This window comes from Sutcliffiella halmapala, from assembly GCF_002019665.1.
Taxonomy (GTDB): Bacteria; Bacillota; Bacilli; order Bacillales; family Bacillaceae_I; genus Sutcliffiella_A; species Sutcliffiella_A halmapala.
In genome coordinates this window covers 4,359,998-4,378,382 of the sequence record NZ_KV917375.1, presented here as the reverse complement: position 1 = coordinate 4,378,382, position 18,385 = coordinate 4,359,998, and the positions used below count along the sequence as shown (strand labels likewise).

The window sequence follows — 18,385 nt, the reverse complement described above, 5'->3', positions numbered from 1 at the left end:
ATGAAAAGCCCAGGTGGATCGCTTTCCCTCTCGTAGGGGGCGGTCTAAGCTGGGCTTTTCTTATTTTACAATAGAAAGGCAGGAAAATAGGATGAACGCATTAGTGGGAGTAATTATGGGAAGTACTTCTGATTGGGAAACAATGAAGCATGCTTGTGAAGTGCTTGATGAGTTAAATATACCGTATGACAAAAAGGTCGTCTCTGCGCACCGGACACCAGACTTAATGTTCGATTACGCAGAGAGAGCAAGAGATAGAGGATTGAAGATAATTATCGCTGGTGCTGGTGGAGCAGCTCACCTACCTGGTATGGTGGCGGCCAAAACAACGTTACCGGTTATAGGAGTTCCTGTTCAATCCAAAAGCTTAAACGGTCTGGATTCCTTGCTATCCATCGTACAAATGCCTGGTGGAGTCCCGGTAGCAACAGTTGCTATTGGAAAGGCAGGAGCAACCAACGCAGGCTTACTTGCAGCTCAAATGCTCGGAGCGTTTGATGAGCAAATCGCACTGCGTCTAGATGAAAGAAGAGAAAATACAAAGCAGCAAGTGTTAGAAAGTAGTGAGCAGCTTGTTTAAACATATAGTACCACCAAGCGTGGTTGGAATTATTGGCGGTGGACAGCTAGGAAGAATGATGGCAGTTGCGGCTAGAGCGATGGGCTATCAGATTGCAGTCTTAGATCCCACACCAAATTCGCCATGCGGACAGCTAGCTGATTTCGAAATAACGGCAGCGTTTAATGATATGGAAGCAATCAAAAAATTGGCAGAGATATCAGACGTTGTAACATATGAATTCGAGAATATAGATTACGAAGCTTTAACTTGGTTAGAGGAAAACGCATATCTACCTCAAGGGAGTCAAGTACTGAAGGTCTCTCAGCATCGTGGAACAGAAAAAAGAGCAATGGAAGCAGCGGGTTTACAGGTTGCACCATTTATCGAAGTCAACACACCCAATGAGCTAAGGGAAGCAATTGACCAGCTAGGCTTACCAGCAGTATTGAAAACTTGTCGCTTTGGCTATGACGGCAAAGGGCAGGTTGTCCTAAAGGATAAAAACGCGCTAGCTCAAGCAGAGGAGCTTTTAACACATGGTGAATGTGTTCTCGAAAAATGGATTCCTTTTCAAAAAGAAGTTTCGGTTGTAGTTGCGAGAAGCATAACTGGTGACACAGTAGCGTTCCCAGTGGCAGAAAACGAGCATCGTGAAAACATTTTATATAAATCTATCGTACCAGCACAAGTTTCGGAAGAAGTGAAAAACAAAGCAAGACAATATGCCATTTCCATTGCAAAAGAGTTAGAGCTAGTTGGTACATTGGCAGTAGAGATGTTTGTATTAGAGGATGGAACGATCTATATCAATGAAGTGGCACCAAGGCCACATAATTCGGGGCATTACACGATAGATGCCTGTGAAACATCGCAGTTTGAACAGCACATTCGGGCAGTGTGTGGGTTGCCACTTGGAAAAACAACATTATGGAAACCAACGGTAATGGTTAATCTATTAGGGGAGCATGTGGATTGTGCTTTAGCTCAAATACCAGAATATAACGATGTAAAGCTACATCTATATGGAAAAAAAGAAAATAAAGAGAAACGAAAAATGGGACATATCACAATCCTAGCTGATACAATGGAACAGGCTTTGGAGCGAGAGGCTGCATTGCAGATTTGGAAGAAGAACGAACGGAGGATTTTAACATGATTGAACGTTATACAAGACCAGAAATGGGTGCTATTTGGACCGAGGAAAATCGTTTTCAAGCTTGGTTAGAAGTAGAAATACTTGCTTGTGAGGCATGGGCAGAGCTCGGCGACATCCCAAAAGAGGACGTAAAGCTTTTAAGAGAAAAGGCAACGTTTGATATTAACAGAATTAAAGAAATTGAAGAGGAAACGCGTCATGACGTGGTTGCCTTTACAAGAGCGGTATCCGAAACATTAGGGGAAGAAAAGAAGTGGGTGCATTACGGGTTAACGTCCACGGATGTAGTTGATACGGCGTTATCTTATCAGTTAAAGCAAGCAAACACTATTTTACAAGCGGATTTAGAACGCTTTGTCGCTATTTTAAAAGAAAAAGCACAAGCACATAAATACACAGTAATGATGGGACGTACCCATGGTGTTCATGCAGAGCCAACGACATTTGGTTTAAAGCTTGCACTTTGGTATGAAGAAATGAAGCGTAATTTAGAGCGCTTTAAGCAAGCGGCAGAAGGAATTGAATTCGGGAAGATTTCCGGAGCGGTTGGAACGTACGCAAACATTAATCCATTTGTCGAGGAGTATGTTTGTGAAAAGCTAGGTTTACAGCATGCGCCAATTTCTACGCAAACATTACAGCGTGATCGTCATGCGCACTATCTTGGAACATTGGCATTAATTGCAACGTCTATTGAAAAATTCGCAGTGGAAGTTCGTGGTCTGCAAAAGAGTGAAACGCGTGAAGTAGAAGAATTTTTCGCTAAGGGACAAAAAGGATCTTCGGCAATGCCGCATAAACGTAATCCAATTGGATCTGAGAATATGACTGGGTTAGCACGTGTTATTCGCGGCTACATGATGACAGCGTATGAAAATGTACCACTTTGGCATGAGAGAGATATTTCTCACTCTTCCGCTGAGCGTATTATCTTACCAGATTCTACAATTGCTTTGAATTACATGCTAAACCGCTTTGGCAATATCATTAAAAACTTAACGGTATTCCCAGAGAACATGAAGCGCAATATGGACCGGACACTTGGTCTTATCTATTCACAACGAGTTCTACTTGCATTAATTGATGCTGGAATGTCACGTGAGGAAGCGTATGATACGGTACAACCAAAAGCTATGGAAGCTTGGGAGACACAAGTACATTTCCGTGAGCTTGTGGAAGGCGAAGAGAAAATCACTTCTCGTCTAACACCAGTCCAGATAGAAGATTGCTTCGATTATAACTACCACTTACAACATGTAGATACAATCTTTACACGACTAGGATTATAAAAGGAGCGGGGGCTCCAACGGCTGTAACCAAAAGAGCCCCTCTTTTTTGACAAAAACCGGGTAGTGACAGGCACTCCCAAAAGGAGAAACCCAATGGCGATTGAAAAAATGGAATTAATGTACGAAGGCAAGGCGAAAAAAGTGTATGCGACAAATGATGAAAATATCGTTTGGATTCAATATAAAAACTCAGCCACTGCGTTTAATGGGGAAAAGAAGGCAGATATTGATGGTAAAGGGCGTTTAAATAACGAGATTACGAGTTTGCTATTTACGATGCTTAAGGAAGCGGGCATTGAAAATCACTTTATTGAAAAGCTATCCGCAACAGAGCAGCTAGTACAGAAGGTTGCCATTATTCCTTTAGAGGTAGTTGTACGGAATGTAACGGCTGGTAGTATGGCAAAGCGCTTAGGCATGAAAGAAGGAATTGCTTTAGAAGAAACGTTGGTGGAATTTTACTATAAAGATGATTCCCTTGGTGATCCACTTATCACAGAAGATCACATTAAAATGATGAAGCTTGCAACCGTTGCAGAAGTAGACGTTTTAAAGCATATCGCACAAAGAGTCAATGTGATATTATCGGAATTTTTTGCAAATAAGAACTTAACTTTAGTAGATTTTAAGTTGGAATTTGGAAAAGCAAGCGATGGACGTATTCTTTTATCGGATGAGATTTCACCAGATACATGTCGTCTATGGGATAAAGATACGAACGAGAAACTAGATAAGGATGTTTTTCGTAGAGATTTAGGTAGTTTAACAGATGCATATGAAACAATACTAGCTCGAATTGGGGGAGAACAGCATGTTTAAAGTAAAGGTGTATGTAACGTTAAGAGAGAGTGTATTAGATCCACAAGGAACAGCTGTGAAAAGTTCACTTCATAGTCTATCTTACCAAGAGGTAGAGGAAGTAAGAATTGGAAAGTTCTTAGAGCTTACGATTGCAAAAACAGAACGTGATTTAGACGTGTTAGTAAAGGAAATGTGTGAAAGACTGTTAGCGAATACTGTAATTGAAGACTACCGCTATGAGGTGGAGGAGGTAGTTGGATCGTGAAGTTTGCTGTCATCGTGTTTCCTGGTTCGAACTGTGATGTAGATATGTATCATGCGATCAAAGACGAACTTGGTGAAGAGGTCGAGTATGTATGGCATGATGCAACGAATTTAGATGAGTTTGACGGAATCTTACTTCCAGGTGGGTTTTCTTATGGAGATTACTTACGCTCTGGTGCCATCGCACGTTTCTCAAACGTAATGCTAGAAGTACAGAAGGCTGCAGAAGCTGGAAAGCCGATACTAGGTGTATGCAACGGTTTTCAAATTTTACTAGAATCCGGACTTCTTCCAGGGGCAATGAGAAGAAATAAAGATTTGAAGTTTATCTGTCGTCCTGTTCAGTTGAAAGTAGAAAATAATGAGACATTGTTTACGTCAAGCTATGAAAAAGGTCAGATTATCACCATCCCAGTCGCACACGGGGAAGGTAATTATTATTGTGATGAACAAACCTTAGAGGAATTAAAAAGCAATGGGCAAATTGCTTTTACCTACAATGGTGATAACCCGAATGGTAGTCTACAGGATATCGCGGGGATTGTAAATGAAAAAGGCAATGTACTAGGTATGATGCCTCATCCTGAAAGGGCAGTTTCTAGCCTACTCGGCAGTGATGATGGGTTAAAGCTCTTTAAATCTATTGTTCGTAATTGGAGGGAAACATATGTCGTTACTTCTTGAGCCAAATCCAGAGATGATTAAGCATGAGGGCATTTATAAAGAAATGGGTCTCAGTGAAGAAGAGTTTTTAATGGTAGAAAAAATTCTTGGACGCTTGCCGAACTATACAGAAACTGGTCTCTTCTCTGTAATGTGGTCGGAGCACTGTAGCTATAAAAACTCAAAACCTGTTCTACGCAAGTTTCCTACAGAGGGTCCAAAGGTATTACAAGGACCAGGAGAAGGAGCTGGAATCGTAGACATCGGAGATAATCAAGCGGTGGTATTTAAAATCGAAAGTCATAACCATCCATCCGCTATTGAGCCTTATCAAGGTGCAGCTACTGGTGTAGGAGGAATCATTCGTGATGTCTTCTCAATGGGAGCACGTCCAATCGCTCTATTAAACTCGTTACGTTTTGGAGAGCTAACAACTCCACGTGTGAAATATTTGTTTGAAGAAGTAGTGGCAGGTATCGCAGGTTACGGTAACTGTGTAGGAATTCCGACAGTAGGTGGAGAGATTCAATTCGATGCTTCTTACGACGGAAACCCTTTAGTAAACGCAATGTGTGTTGGACTTATCAATCATGAAGATATTAAAAAAGGGCAAGCAAAAGGTGTCGGAAATACAGTTATGTATGTTGGTGCGAAAACGGGACGTGATGGGATCCATGGTGCAACGTTTGCATCGGAAGAGCTATCTGACGCGTCAGAAGAAAAGCGTCCAGCCGTTCAAGTGGGAGATCCATTTATGGAAAAGCTTTTACTTGAGGCTTGCTTAGAAATTGTTAAATGGGACGGATTAGTTGGGATTCAAGATATGGGGGCAGCTGGCTTAACGAGCTCTAGTGCGGAGATGGCTTCCAAGGCTGGATCTGGTATTGAAATGAATCTTGATTTAGTTCCACAGCGTGAAACAGGCATGACTGGTTATGAAATGATGCTTTCCGAATCTCAAGAGCGCATGCTGATTGTAGTTGAGGTAGGAAGAGAGCATGAAGCACAAGAAATCGTGGCAAAATATGGCCTTGAAGCAGTATCTATCGGGAAAGTAACAGACGATAAAATGCTTCGTCTCCTGCATAAAGGAGAAGTGATTGCAGATGTTCCTGTAGATGCACTTGCAGAGGAAGCACCTGTTTATCATAAGCCATCAGCAGAGCCAGTTTATTATAAAGAGTTTCAAGAAATGGATGTAGAAGTGCCAGCTGTTGAAAATCATGAAGAGACACTTCTTCAGTTATTGCAACAGCCAACGATCGCTAGTAAGGAATGGGTTTACGACCAGTATGATTATCAAGTTCGTACGAATACGGTTGTTTGTCCTGGATCTGATGCGGCAGTTGTTCGTATTCGAGGAACAGAGAAGGCGTTAGCAATGACAACAGACTGTAACTCTCGCTATCTTTACTTAGATCCTGAGGTTGGTGGGAAAATTGCCGTAGCAGAAGCAGCGCGTAATGTCGTGTGTTCTGGAGCGAAGCCTCTTGCAATCACGGATTGCTTAAACTTCGGAAACCCGGAAAAACCGGAAATCTTCTGGCAGATTGAAAAGGCAACAGATGGCATGAGTGAAGCGTGTAGAATGCTAGAAGCGCCAGTTATTGGTGGAAACGTTTCTTTATACAATGAGACAAATGGTGTGGCAGTTTACCCAACCCCAGTTGTTGGTATGGTTGGTTTAATCGATAATCTTGCTCATATTACAACGCAAGAATTTAAAAATGCTGGTGACTTGATTTATGTAATCGGAGAAACTGGAGCGGACTTTGGTGGAAGTGAGCTACAGAAATTAACATACGGTAAGATTTTCGGAAAAGCACCTGCAATTGATTTAGAGGTAGAAGCATTCCGTCAAGGGCAAGTTTTAGCGGCAATTCGTGCAGGGTTAGTAGAATCTGCTCATGATATCTCAGAGGGTGGTTTAAGTGTAGCCCTTGCAGAAAGTGCAATGGGTGCTACTGGCCTTGGAGCTAGAGTGTCTGTTGAGGGAGAACTTACTTCTGCTTTATTTAGTGAAACACAATCTCGTTTTGTTCTTTCGGTAAAGCCGGAAAACAAAGAGAAATTCGAACAAATGGTGAAGGCAACATGTATTGGGGAAGTAACTTCGACCAACACGTTACACATTGAAACGAAGGCACATCAAGTTGCTGTTCACCTTTTAGTAGATGACATGCGAAGTGCTTGGAAAGGAGCTATTCCATGCTTGCTGAATTAAAAGGCTTAAATGAAGAGTGTGGGGTATTCGGGATATGGGGACATCCTGAAGCCTCTCAAATCACCTATTATGGTCTGCATAGTTTGCAGCACCGTGGCCAAGAAGGAGCAGGAATTGTTACAACGGATGGGGATAAGCTTGCGGCAGTAAAAGGGGAAGGCCTTGTGAACGAAGTGTTCGGAAATGGTAAATTGAAGGATTTGCATGGAAAATCGGCGATTGGTCATGTTCGTTATGCAACTGCTGGGGGCGGTGGCTTTGAAAATGTCCAACCACTACTTTTTCACTCGCAAACTGGAAGTCTAGCATTAGCACATAATGGAAATCTTGTGAATGCCAATGCCTTAAAGCATCAATTGGAAAGCCAAGGAAGTATTTTACAAACAACATCTGATACAGAGGTGCTTGCCCATTTGATAAAAAGAAGTGGTTACACACTTTTAAAGGATCGTGTGAAAAACGCGTTATCAATGTTAAAGGGTGCGTATGCTTTCTTAATCATGACAGAAACAGAAATGATGGTAGCATTGGATCCAAATGGATTGCGTCCACTTTCATTAGGTAAGCTGAATGATGCCTATGTAGTGGCTTCTGAAACCTGTGCGTTTGATGTGGTAGGGGCAACTTATATTCGTGATATTGAACCAGGAGAATTATTGATAATTGATAATGGGGGCCTCCATTCTGAACGGTTTACGATGCATACACAACGTGCGATGTGTAGCATGGAGTACATTTATTTCTCTCGTCCAGATAGTAATATTGACGGCATAAATGTACACACAGCACGTAAAAGCTTAGGAAAACAGCTTGCTATGGAATCACCTGTAGAAGCGGACGTTATAACAGGAGTTCCAGATTCAAGTATTTCAGCGGCGATTGGATTTGCGGAATTTTCAGGGATTCCTTATGAGTTAGGTCTGATTAAAAACCGCTACGTAGGTAGAACGTTTATCCAGCCTTCGCAATCGTTACGAGAGCAAGGGGTGAAAATGAAGCTTTCTCCTGTTCGCGGCGTAGTGGAAGGAAAACGTGTTGTGATGGTGGATGATTCCATCGTTAGAGGTACGACAAGCAAACGTATCGTAAGGATGCTTCGTGAAGCAGGAGCGACAGAGGTTCATGTTCGAATCAGTTCGCCACCAATTAAAAATCCATGTTTTTACGGTATTGATACATCGACTCATGAAGAATTAATCGCGTCTTCTCATTCTATTGAAGAAATGAGAGAACTGATTGGAGCGGATTCATTGGAATTCTTGAGTCCAAGCGGATTAGTGGAAGCGATTGATAGACCTTATGACGGTGAAACTCGTGGACAATGTATGGCTTGTTTTACAGGAAAATACCCGACAGAGATTTTTCCAGATACAGTATTACCTCATCAGAAGTGTTAGTGATCTATTAATAGTTGAAAAAATAAAGCGGCGGGGAGATTCGTCGCTTTATTCTTGGATAGAGCCAGCGATATTGATCAATTTTAGGGGAAGGTTCGTTGATCGACAATATGAGAACCTTCGTGAGTTACGTGAGAACCTAGGTCACTAATGTGAGAACCTCAGCGAGTTACGTGAGAACCTATGTAACTAATATGAGAACCTCAGCGAGTTATGTGAGAACCTCCGCAAATTAAGCGGAAAAGAATACTATTTTGACAACGGGAAGGGAGACACATATGGCAAATGCATATAAGCAAGCAGGTGTAGATATAGAAGCAGGCTATGAAGCGGTGTCACGTATGAAAAAGCATGTGGCGAGAACGATGAGACCAGAGGTGATGGGAGGTCTTGGCGGTTTTGGTGGCCTATTTGATTTATCAGCAGTGAATGTGAAAAACCCAGTTTTAGTCTCAGGTACAGATGGTGTAGGGACCAAACTAATGCTTGCCTTTCATCTTGATAAACACGACACGATAGGGATGGATGCAGTTGCGATGTGTGTCAATGATGTGGTTGTTCAAGGAGCAGAACCTTTGTATTTTCTTGATTACATCGCTTGTGGAAAAGCAGTTCCTGAAAGAATCGAAATGATAGTAAAAGGAATTGCAGATGGTTGCGAACAAGCTGGTTGTGCGTTAGTTGGTGGAGAAACTGCGGAGATGCCGGGTATGTATGATGATCAGGAGTATGATTTAGCTGGTTTTACAGTAGGTGTTGTCGAGAAAGAGCGTCTAATCACGGGTAAAAACATTAAGGCCGGAAATGTATTAATTGGTTTATCCTCAAGTGGAATCCATAGTAATGGCTACTCTCTAGTTCGTAAGATTGTATTTGATAAAGGTCAATTAGATTTGAACGTTAAGTATGATGGACTAAACTCTACCTTAGGTGAAGAGCTTTTAACACCAACGAAGATCTATGTGAAGCCAATTTTAGAAGTGTTAAAGAAGTATGATATTAATGGAATGGCACATATAACTGGCGGTGGTTTTATTGAGAATATTCCACGTATGTTACCTGAAGGTCTGCAAGCGGAAGTAGATTATGGAACATGGCCAATCCCACCAATCTTTGATTTGTTACAAGAGGTTGGAGAACTAGATAGAAATGAAATGTTTAATATTTTTAATATGGGTATTGGAATGGTCTTAGCCGTGGATGAAGAACTCCTGCCTGAGGTTGTGAACATTTTAGAAGCAAATGGTGAGAAAGCTTATTTAATTGGTCGTGTAAAAGAGGGAGAAGGAATCACCTTTGGTGGAGGAAAAATCCGATGACAAGAATCGCAATTTTCGCTTCAGGAAGCGGCTCTAATTTTCAGGCAATCGTTGATGCTTGTCAACAAGGTAGATTAGATGCCACACCGGCCCTGTTAATATGTGATAAGCCAAAAGCGCTTGTCATTCAACGTGCCGAAGCAGCGAATATTCCTTCCTTTGTGTTTGTACCGAAAAATTATGAGAGTAAAGAACAATTCGAATCCGATATCCTTTTACAGCTAAAAGAACATGAGATTGACTTCATTGTTTTAGCAGGGTATATGCGTTTAATTGGATCGAAATTACTTTCAGCTTTTAAAGGACGCATTGTAAATATACATCCATCATTACTACCAGCATTTCCGGGGTTAGATGCTATTGGGCAGGCTGTGAAATATGGTGTGAAGGTTACAGGTGTAACGATTCATTTTGTTGATGAGGGTATGGACACAGGTCCTATTATTGCGCAAGCATCTATTGAAGTGAATTCAACTGATACAGCAGAAACGCTTCAAAAAAGAATACACGAAATTGAACATGATTTTTATCCAACAACATTACAACAACTTTTTTCAATTAAAGGGGAGACGATCACACGATGAGAGCAATTGTTAGTGTTTCGAATAAAGAAGGAATCGTTCCATTTGTTCAGCAACTTGTAGAGCTTGGTGTAGAGGTTATTTCCACGGGTGGTACGAAGAAAATCCTAGAGGAAAACGGTGTGAAGGTTATCGGTATCTCAGAAGTAACGGGCTTCCCAGAAATCTTAGATGGACGTGTAAAAACATTGCATCCGATGATTCATGGTGGACTTTTAGCAATGAGAGATAATGAAAGTCACCAAGAGCAAGTGAAGGAACACGGAATTACTCCCATTGATTTAGTAGTAGTGAATCTTTACCCTTTTAAGGAAACAATCTCGAAAAAAGATACTACTTTTGAAGACGCAATTGAGAATATCGATATTGGTGGACCAACCATGCTTCGAGCAGCAGCAAAAAATCACCGCGATGTAACGGTAATGGTGGATCCTGTTGACTATGCAGGTGTGATCGCTGAAATTAAAGAAACAGGTAAAGTAGAAGAAGGAACTCGTCGTCGCTTAGCTGCTAAAGTGTTCCGTCATACTGCAGCATATGACGCGATGATTGCCAACTATCTAACAGAAGCCGTAGAGGAAACCCACCCGGAATCCCTTACGATTACATTTGAAAAGAAACAAGGATTACGATATGGAGAGAATCCTCATCAGAAGGCAGCTTTTTATGAAGCACCTTTAGCTTCTGAGTTCTCGATTTCCTCTGCTACGCAATTACATGGGAAAGAATTATCGTATAACAATATTAATGATGCAGATACAGCATTACAAATTGTAAAAGAATTCACAGAACCTGCAGTAGTAGCGGTTAAGCATATGAACCCATGTGGAGTTGGTGTTGGAGCAACTACAGTGGAAGCATATCGCCGCGCATATGAAGCAGATCCTGTTTCGATTTTTGGAGGAATTGTTGCGTTTAATACAGAAGTAGATAAAGAGACAGCTTTACTTTTACATGAGTTGTTTTTAGAGATTATCTTAGCTCCATCTTTCTCTGAGGAAGCACTAGAAGTATTAAAGCAAAAGAAAAATCTTCGTTTATTAACGTTGGAAATGGCAGAGCAAGGTGGTACTGCTTCTCGCTATGCTTCTATCCGTGGTGGCCTTTTGGTTCAAGAAGAGGATTTTGCAGGCTTAGAGGATGCAGAATATACTGTTCCAACGAAACGCGAGCCTACGGAAAAAGAATGGGAGGACTTAAAACTCGCTTGGAAAGTAGTCAAGCATGTAAAGTCCAATGCTATTGTGTTAGCTAAAGGAAATCAAACAGTTGGTGTAGGTGCAGGACAAATGAATCGTGTTGGAGCAGCGAAAATTGCTTTAGAACAAGCTGGTGAAAAAGCTGTTGGATCTGCCCTTGGATCAGATGCATTCTTTCCAATGGATGACACCGTAGAAGCGGCAGCAAAGGCTGGGGTAACGGCGATTATTCAGCCGGGTGGCTCAATACGTGATGAAGATTCTATTAAGAAAGCTGATGAATATGGAATTGCCATGGTATTCACAGGGATTCGTCATTTTAAACATTAAGCAATAGCTTATTTATGCGACTGGAGGAGAATCAATGAAAGTATTGGTAGTTGGAAAAGGAGGAAGAGAGCATGCCATCGCCTGGAAGCTCTCTCAAAGCCCATCCGTTACAGAAATATTTATCGCACCAGGCAATGTTGGAATGGAAGACCTTGGAACAAATGTACCAATTGAGGAAACGGATACGTTAGCTCTGATTGATTTTGCAAAAGAAAAGTCGATTGATCTTACAGTTGTTGGACCAGAAGTACCTTTGTTGAACGGAGTTGTTGATGCGTTCCAGGAAGCCGGATTACAGGTTTTTGGTCCTTCCAAAGCTGCTGCACTTATTGAGGGAAGTAAAAGCTTTGCAAAAGACATCATGAAGAAGTATGGAATTCCAACTGCAGGCTATGAGACATTCGATTCATATGAAGACGCACGAATCTATATTGAAGGTAAAGGTGCCCCAATTGTACTGAAGGCGGACGGATTAGCTGCCGGTAAAGGGGTTGTCGTTGCGATGACTGAGAAAGAAGCGTTGGATGCTATTCATGAAATGATGGCAGAATCGAAATTTGGTGAGGCTTCTAGTAAAGTGGTTGTGGAAGAATTTCTAGAAGGAGAAGAATTTTCCTTCATGGCATTTGTAAATGGAGATAAGGTTTACCCGATGGTCATTGCACAGGATCATAAAAGGGCATTTGATGGAGACCTTGGACCAAATACAGGGGGCATGGGAGCATACTCTCCAGTTCCACATATTCCGAATAGAGTAGTGGAAGAGGCGTTAGATACTATTTTACTACCAACAGCTAGAGCACTTGTAAAAGAGGGCAGAACGTTTGTAGGAATTCTGTATGCTGGATTAATTTTAACCAAGAATGGACCAAAAGTAATTGAGTTTAATGCTCGTTTTGGCGATCCAGAAACGCAAGTAGTCCTTCCAAGGTTAGAGACAGACTTAGGGGAAGTTTTTGTAAAGGTGCTGAACAAAGAAGACTTCGAGCTTACTTGGTCAGATAACGCCGTAGTTGGTGTTGTGTTAGCTTCAAAAGGCTATCCAGAGGCTTATAATAATGGTGCGGTAATCGAAGGGCTATCTGATATAGAGCAAGCAAATGTGTTTCATGCTGGTACGGCAAGTAAAGATGGGAAGCTCGTGACCAACGGCGGACGTGTTCTCTTGTTAGCGGCACAAAGCCCATCCCTAATAAGTGCACAGCAACAAGTATATAGGGAATTAGATAAAGTGAAATGCGAAAACCTATTTTATCGTAAGGATATTGCGAACAAGGCTATTGCGTCCGGCGTTTCTTCTTAACATAAACAAATAGAATCGCCACAATACCACCGATAATCAAAGTAAGCACAAACGACATATCCGTAAAGTATTCCCAAAACATACCAACCAACCTCCCTATGAAAGAATTAAATGGAAGAACAACGCAAAGCGACAAAACATCAAACCGTTTAGTGTTCGACATAAATAGGGAAATTCCTTTAGGGGCCTGGCCCCTAAAGGAATTTTTTTCTCTTTTCTTATGAAGGGTTGTACGATTCGCTGGCGCCGCCTTCTCCTTCTGCTTGTTGTTGGAAGTCTTCGAAGTCGAAATCGTAGTCATCGTCGTGTCCACGGTAGTCTTGAAAGCGGTCAAATAGATCGGTGAGTGGACAATATCTTAGTATTCCTTCTCCGATTTTCATCGCTGCAAGTAGGGCAACTACTAGATAGGAGTCACGATAAGGTCTTCTCACCATTTTACTCGTAATCCATGCAAGCACTGTAAATCCTGCAGTAAGGCGCATTAATGCATTAATTATTCCAATATTAGGTCCCACACAATTCCCTCCAATAAAATATGTTAGATTTTTGTATTTCAAGTATCGGAAAATTTCGAATAATTTTCGAATAATTACCAATTCCATAATGCGATTTATCCTGTAGTATGGTAACATGATAAAAAGAGGTTATATCAAGATAATATTCACTTTATCGAAGAAACTCCTAATTATAGGCTCTGTTTAATAAAGCCTTTTTATAAATATAGACAAAAAGTGGGTGGAGATATTGCAAGAACAAAAATATAGATGGAAAAGTAAAAAACTAAGAGAACATGTAGCTGCCATAGATGGAAAGAAAGCACCAAGTATTGTACTTACAAACGCTACCTACTTGAATGTCCAAGTAAAGGCTTGGCTTCAAGCAAATATTTGGATTTACGAGGATCGCATTATATACGTTGGTGATAATATGCCAGAAAATACAAAAGGTACAGAAATAGTTGACTGCTCATCCTTGCACCTTGTCCCAGGTTATATTGAACCTCATGTGCATCCATTTCAATTATATAATCCCCTTTCTTTTGCTCAATATGCATCCAAATCCGGAACTACAACATTCGTCAACGACAATTTGATGCTTATTTTACAAATGACAAAAAAGAAAGCGTTTTCTTTTATAGAAGAGATGAACAAATCAGCCGCTACGATGTATTGGTGGTGCCGCTTTGATGCTCAAACGGAAATTCAACAAGAGGACGAAATTTTTTCTACTACCAACATGAAAGATTGGTTAAATCATCCATCAGTTATTCAAGGTGGAGAGCTAACGTCATGGCCAAAGTTAATGGCAGGCGATGATCTACTCCTTTATTGGATTCAAGAAGCAAAAATACGAAAAAAGCCAGTGGAAGGCCATTTTCCGGGAGCATCGGAAAAGACACTTACGAAAATGAAGTTACTTGGTGTGGATAGTGATCATGAAGCGATGACAGGCGAAGATGTAGAAAAACGGATTAAACTTGGTTATAATGCCGCATTGCGCTATTCATCCATTCGACCAGATTTGCCGAAAATTCTAGAGGAATTAGAAAAATCGGGAATTCACTATTATGATCAGACCTTTTTCACTACAGATGGTTCAACACCAAGCTTTTATGAAAATGGCGTGATTGACCGTACTATAGCCATCGCACTTGATAAAGGAGTGCCACTAATCGAAGCCTATCGAATGGCATCCTTTAACGTGGCGAAGCATTTTCATATGGATGACCTTCACGGAAGCATTGCTCCTGGTAGAATTGCGAATATTAACTTCCTGGAAGAGAAAGAAAATCCACTCCCTGTCTCTGTGCTTTCTAAAGGACGTTGGATAAAAAGAGACACAGAACCTGTACCAGAAGCGTTTCCTAGCGTCAAATGGCCGAAAATTGGATTAGAACCATTAAAGTTGGATTGGGATTTAACAGTGGACGATCTTCAATTTTCAATGGCACTTGGAATGGAAATGATGAATGAAGTAATTATTAAACCTTATTCCATTACATGTGATGTATCAGGTGACACTTTGTCAGAGGAACACGATCAATCGTTCTTAATGCTAATAGACAGAGCTGGAAATTGGCGTATTAACACGATTATAAAAGGCTTTGGTTCTCATGTTCATGGATTTGCAAGTTCTTATTCTAACACTGGTGATATAGTCTTAATCGGAAAAAAGAAGCAAGACATGATAAAGGCATTTCAATTTATGAAGGAAAATGGCGGTGGCATGGTCCTTGTAGAGGAAGGCGAAGTTGTTTGTGATATTCCTTTACCACTAGGTGGTGGAATGTCAAATGGTGCCCTAGAAGAATTAATTGAGCAGGAAACGACTCTTCGTAACCATCTTTTTGCTAGAGGATATTCCTTTAATGATCCGATTTATACATTGCTGTTCTTATCGTCTACACATCTTCCTTATATTAGAATAACACCAAGAGGAATATACGATGTCATGAATAAAACGGTACTCTTTCCGTCAATAATGCGTTAAAATATAAAAGTAAATGTTAATCTATTTAAAGGTTGTGCTGTATTAGATGCTACGTAGAAAATTTATTTTGTTGCTAGTTGTGATGCTTATTGTTTTAGCTGGTTGCAAGGCGAATGATTCTAATTCTGCAACGAATAAAGAAGAAGAGAACAATTCAGAAACCAATGGCGGGAATGATGAACAAGAAGCATCTGATAAGGAAACTATCTATCCACTTACTGGAACATCAGGAGAAACATCTATAGATAAAAGGCCTTTTGTAGTTATCATAAACAATGACATAAATGCAAGACCGCAATCAGGACTACACAAGGCAGACATTGTCTATGAAGTACTGGCAGAAGGAGACATCACGAGGTTATTAGCAGTTTTTCAAAGTGAAATACCAACTGATCTTATTGGTCCAGTTAGAAGCGCAAGATCGTATTTTGTTGATCTAGCGAAGGGGTACGATCCAGTATTTGTATTTCACGGTTGGAGTCCAGAAGCACGCGAGAAAATACAGGCCCATGAAGTAGATGGGTTAAATGGGCTATCGTATGATGGTTCACTTTTCAAACGAGCAAGCTTTCGTAAAGCACCTCATAATTCGTATATCACCTATGATAATATAGAAAAAGGTGCTGCCCAATTAGCTTATTTCTTAGAAGCAAATGTCCCACCACTATCCTTTGCCAACGAAGGTGATTCAGTGGAAGGAGCAGCTACAGAATACGTGAAAATACCGTATTCTACTAGAGTTGTAACACATGTAGAATACAAATACGATGAAGCGAAGAACCACTATGTTCGATATAGTGGGGAAGTGAAAAGTGTGGATTTAGACACGTCTGAAGAAATTGTCGCTCATAATATTTTTATAGTAGAAACAAGTCATACGGTAGTAGATAACGCCGGGAGACGTGAAATCGATATTACTTCTGGTGGACGAGGTATTCTAATCCGAGATGGCATTCGTCAGGAAGTGGATTGGAAAGAAGTAGACGGTCGGATTTTACCTTATCTAAACAACCAACCAGTTCCATTGACACCAGGAAAAACATGGATACAACTTATCTCAGATCTTGATATAGTGACTTATTAGTCTGATTTAACAAAGGAGAAAAAAATATGCAAATTAACAAGTTACGAGGCAAAGAGCTTGATCAACTATTTGAAGCAGTACTCTCGTTAAAAGATATGGAAGAATGCTATCGATTTTTTGACGATTTATGTACCGTAAATGAAATTCAATCATTAGCTCAACGTCTAGAGGTAGCGAGAATGCTGAAAGAAGGCTTTACCTATCATAAAATCGAGACTGAAACTGGAGCAAGTACAGCAACGATTTCCCGTGTGAAACGCTGCCTTAACTATGGAAATGATGCATATGCCATGGCCCTTGATCGAGTTGCAGAAGAGAAAAAAATAGAAGAAGTCGAATAAGAAAGAAGCCCATGCAATCTTGATTGCATGGGCTTCTTTGCAGATAGGGTAGAAATTTGAATTGGATGTATCACTTCAAAATCCATTGAATTATTATAGTTACTAGTTGTTCAATCTATCATGTTACCGATAATAGTTCTCATGCTTCGCTTTTATTTCGTCGACGTCTTGCTGAGTATCTGCTGGATAGGCATTTCGTTTTCTTTTCCCCATGTAATCTACTAGCGCACCAAAGGCTAAAAGAATGGCAAATCCAATAACGAGCCAAAGCCATACAGGCATTTTAAGACACCTCCTTAATTCAATTTGTATTTTACAAGTCTTAAAAACATGTCTATTCTAAGGAAATTCCTTCATATGCACTAAGCTCTGTTTCCCGCAGGAGGAGCCTACGCCTTGTGCTCCAATCAACGGCTAGGGACCTAAATCAACACTGTCCTTTAATAAGCTATACCCTTTTGGATTGTGCGATTATCCTTTATAAAGTAATTTGTTACTTTCCTACTAGAGTTTCCTTCTGTGATCAATTTACTGTGCTAGCAGACGATCGACTAGTCACAGTAAAAAAAGGTCCTATCTTCCAACAAAGAATCTACCTTCTTCTTTTTCGTATTGCCTTTGATTTTGTTATAATAGGGGAATGGAAAATTAGAATGGGGGACGTATGCAGTGTTAACGGAAGTACGTGAATGGCAGCACGTTTTTAAATTAGATCCTAATAAAGAGATATCGGACGAAGATCTTGAGCTAGTTTGTGAATCAGGTACAGATGCCATCCTTGTTGGAGGAACAGACGGTGTGACATTAGATAATGTCCTTCAATTAATGAGTCGGGTTCGCAGATATTCCCTACCTTGTGTATTAGAGGTTTCCAATATAGAATCGGTAACTCCGGGATTTGATTTTTATTTTATCCCGACAGTCTTAAATAGTCGTAAAACAGAATTTGTTATAGACCTTCACATGGAAGCGCTGAAAGAATTTGGCGATATTATGAGTTGGGAAGAAATCGTAGCGGAAGGCTATTGTATTCTAAATCCAGATTGCAAGGCAGCACAATTAACCGAAGCGAAAACAGACTTAACCCAAGAAGACGTGATTGCCTATGCTCGATTGGCAGAGAAGATGTTTAATCTACCTATTTTTTACTTAGAATATAGTGGGATGTACGGGAACGTGGAAATGGTAACAGCCACTAAATCAGTTCTAGAAACTACACAACTTTTCTATGGTGGAGGCATTACAACGGCAGAGCGAGCACAAGAAATGGCTCGCTCTGCAGATACCGTTGTAGTCGGCAATGTAGTTTATGATGATTTAAAGGAAGCCCTAAAAACAGTACATGCTGTGAAAAATAATTGAGAGACAAACTGTAAGAA

The 18,385-nt window shown here is 40.6% G+C and carries 19 protein-coding genes; 16 read left to right on the top strand and 3 right to left on the bottom strand.

The features are described from left to right. Positions 1-91: 91 nt before the first annotated feature. From purE to purD, 12 genes are all read left to right on the top strand, one after another. Positions 92-580 carry a 5-(carboxyamino)imidazole ribonucleotide mutase gene (purE, locus tag BK580_RS21420; RefSeq protein WP_078382300.1) on the top strand — a complete coding sequence of 163 codons (489 nt, stop codon included), beginning with the start codon at positions 92-94 and terminating at the stop codon, positions 578-580. Continuing rightward, the gene (gene purK / locus BK580_RS21415; protein ID WP_078382299.1) at positions 573-1,718 is read left to right on the top strand and encodes a 5-(carboxyamino)imidazole ribonucleotide synthase; all 1,146 of its coding nucleotides are present in this window, start codon (positions 573-575) and stop codon (positions 1,716-1,718) included. The genes purE and purK overlap by 8 nt, the downstream gene beginning before the upstream one ends. After that, entirely contained in the window at positions 1,715-3,007 is a 1,293-nt protein-coding gene (gene purB / locus BK580_RS21410; RefSeq protein ID WP_078382298.1) for an adenylosuccinate lyase, read from the top strand. Before purK ends, purB begins: the two co-directional genes overlap by 4 nt. Before the next feature lie 93 nt (positions 3,008-3,100). After that, positions 3,101-3,826, top strand: coding sequence for a phosphoribosylaminoimidazolesuccinocarboxamide synthase (purC, locus tag BK580_RS21405; RefSeq protein WP_328589080.1), 726 nt, complete (start codon positions 3,101-3,103; stop codon positions 3,824-3,826). After that, positions 3,819-4,073 (top strand): phosphoribosylformylglycinamidine synthase subunit PurS, encoded by a 255-nt coding sequence (gene purS / locus BK580_RS21400; protein WP_078382297.1) that lies wholly within the window; start codon positions 3,819-3,821, stop codon positions 4,071-4,073. Before purC ends, purS begins: the two co-directional genes overlap by 8 nt. Continuing rightward, entirely contained in the window at positions 4,070-4,756 is a 687-nt protein-coding gene (gene purQ, locus BK580_RS21395; RefSeq protein WP_078382296.1) for a phosphoribosylformylglycinamidine synthase subunit PurQ, read from the top strand. The genes purS and purQ overlap by 4 nt, the downstream gene beginning before the upstream one ends. After that, positions 4,740-6,959 carry a phosphoribosylformylglycinamidine synthase subunit PurL gene (gene purL, locus BK580_RS21390; protein WP_078382295.1) on the top strand — a complete coding sequence of 740 codons (2,220 nt, stop codon included), beginning with the start codon at positions 4,740-4,742 and terminating at the stop codon, positions 6,957-6,959. The genes purQ and purL overlap by 17 nt, the downstream gene beginning before the upstream one ends. After that, positions 6,944-8,356 (top strand): amidophosphoribosyltransferase, encoded by a 1,413-nt coding sequence (purF, locus tag BK580_RS21385; RefSeq protein ID WP_078382294.1) that lies wholly within the window; start codon positions 6,944-6,946, stop codon positions 8,354-8,356. The genes purL and purF overlap by 16 nt, the downstream gene beginning before the upstream one ends. 278 nt (positions 8,357-8,634) lie before the next feature. Beyond that, positions 8,635-9,675 (top strand): phosphoribosylformylglycinamidine cyclo-ligase, encoded by a 1,041-nt coding sequence (gene purM, locus BK580_RS21380; protein ID WP_078382293.1) that lies wholly within the window; start codon positions 8,635-8,637, stop codon positions 9,673-9,675. Beyond that, the gene (gene purN, locus BK580_RS21375) at positions 9,672-10,259 is read left to right on the top strand and encodes a phosphoribosylglycinamide formyltransferase (RefSeq protein ID WP_078382292.1); all 588 of its coding nucleotides are present in this window, start codon (positions 9,672-9,674) and stop codon (positions 10,257-10,259) included. Before purM ends, purN begins: the two co-directional genes overlap by 4 nt. Continuing rightward, on the top strand, positions 10,256-11,785 hold the full coding sequence (purH, locus tag BK580_RS21370) for a bifunctional phosphoribosylaminoimidazolecarboxamide formyltransferase/IMP cyclohydrolase (protein WP_078382291.1): 1,530 nt from the start codon (positions 10,256-10,258) through the stop codon (positions 11,783-11,785). Before purN ends, purH begins: the two co-directional genes overlap by 4 nt. A gap of 34 nt (positions 11,786-11,819) precedes the next feature. Next, positions 11,820-13,088 (top strand): phosphoribosylamine--glycine ligase, encoded by a 1,269-nt coding sequence (gene purD / locus BK580_RS21365; RefSeq protein WP_078382290.1) that lies wholly within the window; start codon positions 11,820-11,822, stop codon positions 13,086-13,088. Here purD and BK580_RS24130 read toward each other — a convergent pair. Together BK580_RS24130 and BK580_RS21360 are read right to left on the bottom strand one after the other, a co-directional pair. Next, positions 13,063-13,146 carry an EYxxD motif small membrane protein gene (locus BK580_RS24130; RefSeq protein WP_328589095.1) on the bottom strand — a complete coding sequence of 28 codons (84 nt, stop codon included), beginning with the start codon at positions 13,144-13,146 and terminating at the stop codon, positions 13,063-13,065. The genes purD and BK580_RS24130 overlap by 26 nt on opposite strands. A 160-nt stretch (positions 13,147-13,306) precedes the next feature. Further along, complete coding sequence (locus BK580_RS21360; RefSeq protein WP_268877441.1) at positions 13,307-13,606, bottom strand: YgaP-like transmembrane domain; 300 nt, start codon at positions 13,604-13,606, stop codon at positions 13,307-13,309. A gap of 229 nt (positions 13,607-13,835) precedes the next feature. Here BK580_RS21360 and BK580_RS21355 point away from each other — a divergent pair, with 229 nt between their 5' ends. From BK580_RS21355 to BK580_RS21345, 3 genes are read left to right on the top strand one after another with little or no spacing between them, the layout of a single operon-like run. Continuing rightward, positions 13,836-15,581: an adenine deaminase C-terminal domain-containing protein gene (locus tag BK580_RS21355; RefSeq protein ID WP_078382288.1), complete on the top strand. Its 1,746-nt coding sequence runs from the start codon at positions 13,836-13,838 to the stop codon at positions 15,579-15,581. A 46-nt stretch (positions 15,582-15,627) separates the two neighbouring features. Further along, on the top strand, positions 15,628-16,665 hold the full coding sequence (locus tag BK580_RS21350; RefSeq protein ID WP_235864089.1) for a DUF3048 domain-containing protein: 1,038 nt from the start codon (positions 15,628-15,630) through the stop codon (positions 16,663-16,665). 26 nt (positions 16,666-16,691) lie between these two features. Then, the gene (locus BK580_RS21345; protein ID WP_078382287.1) at positions 16,692-17,006 is read left to right on the top strand and encodes a YerC/YecD family TrpR-related protein; all 315 of its coding nucleotides are present in this window, start codon (positions 16,692-16,694) and stop codon (positions 17,004-17,006) included. Positions 17,007-17,129: 123 nt separating this feature from the next. Here the strand turns inward: BK580_RS21345 and BK580_RS23780 are convergent, their stop codons facing one another. Then, entirely contained in the window at positions 17,130-17,288 is a 159-nt protein-coding gene (locus BK580_RS23780) for a Z-ring associated ZapG family protein (protein WP_169865202.1), read from the bottom strand. A 387-nt stretch (positions 17,289-17,675) separates the two neighbouring features. On the opposite strand from BK580_RS23780, the gene pcrB reads away from it, so the two are divergent. Continuing rightward, positions 17,676-18,368 carry a heptaprenylglyceryl phosphate synthase gene (gene pcrB, locus BK580_RS21335; protein ID WP_078382285.1) on the top strand — a complete coding sequence of 231 codons (693 nt, stop codon included), beginning with the start codon at positions 17,676-17,678 and terminating at the stop codon, positions 18,366-18,368. The last annotated feature ends 17 nt before the right edge of the window (positions 18,369-18,385 follow it).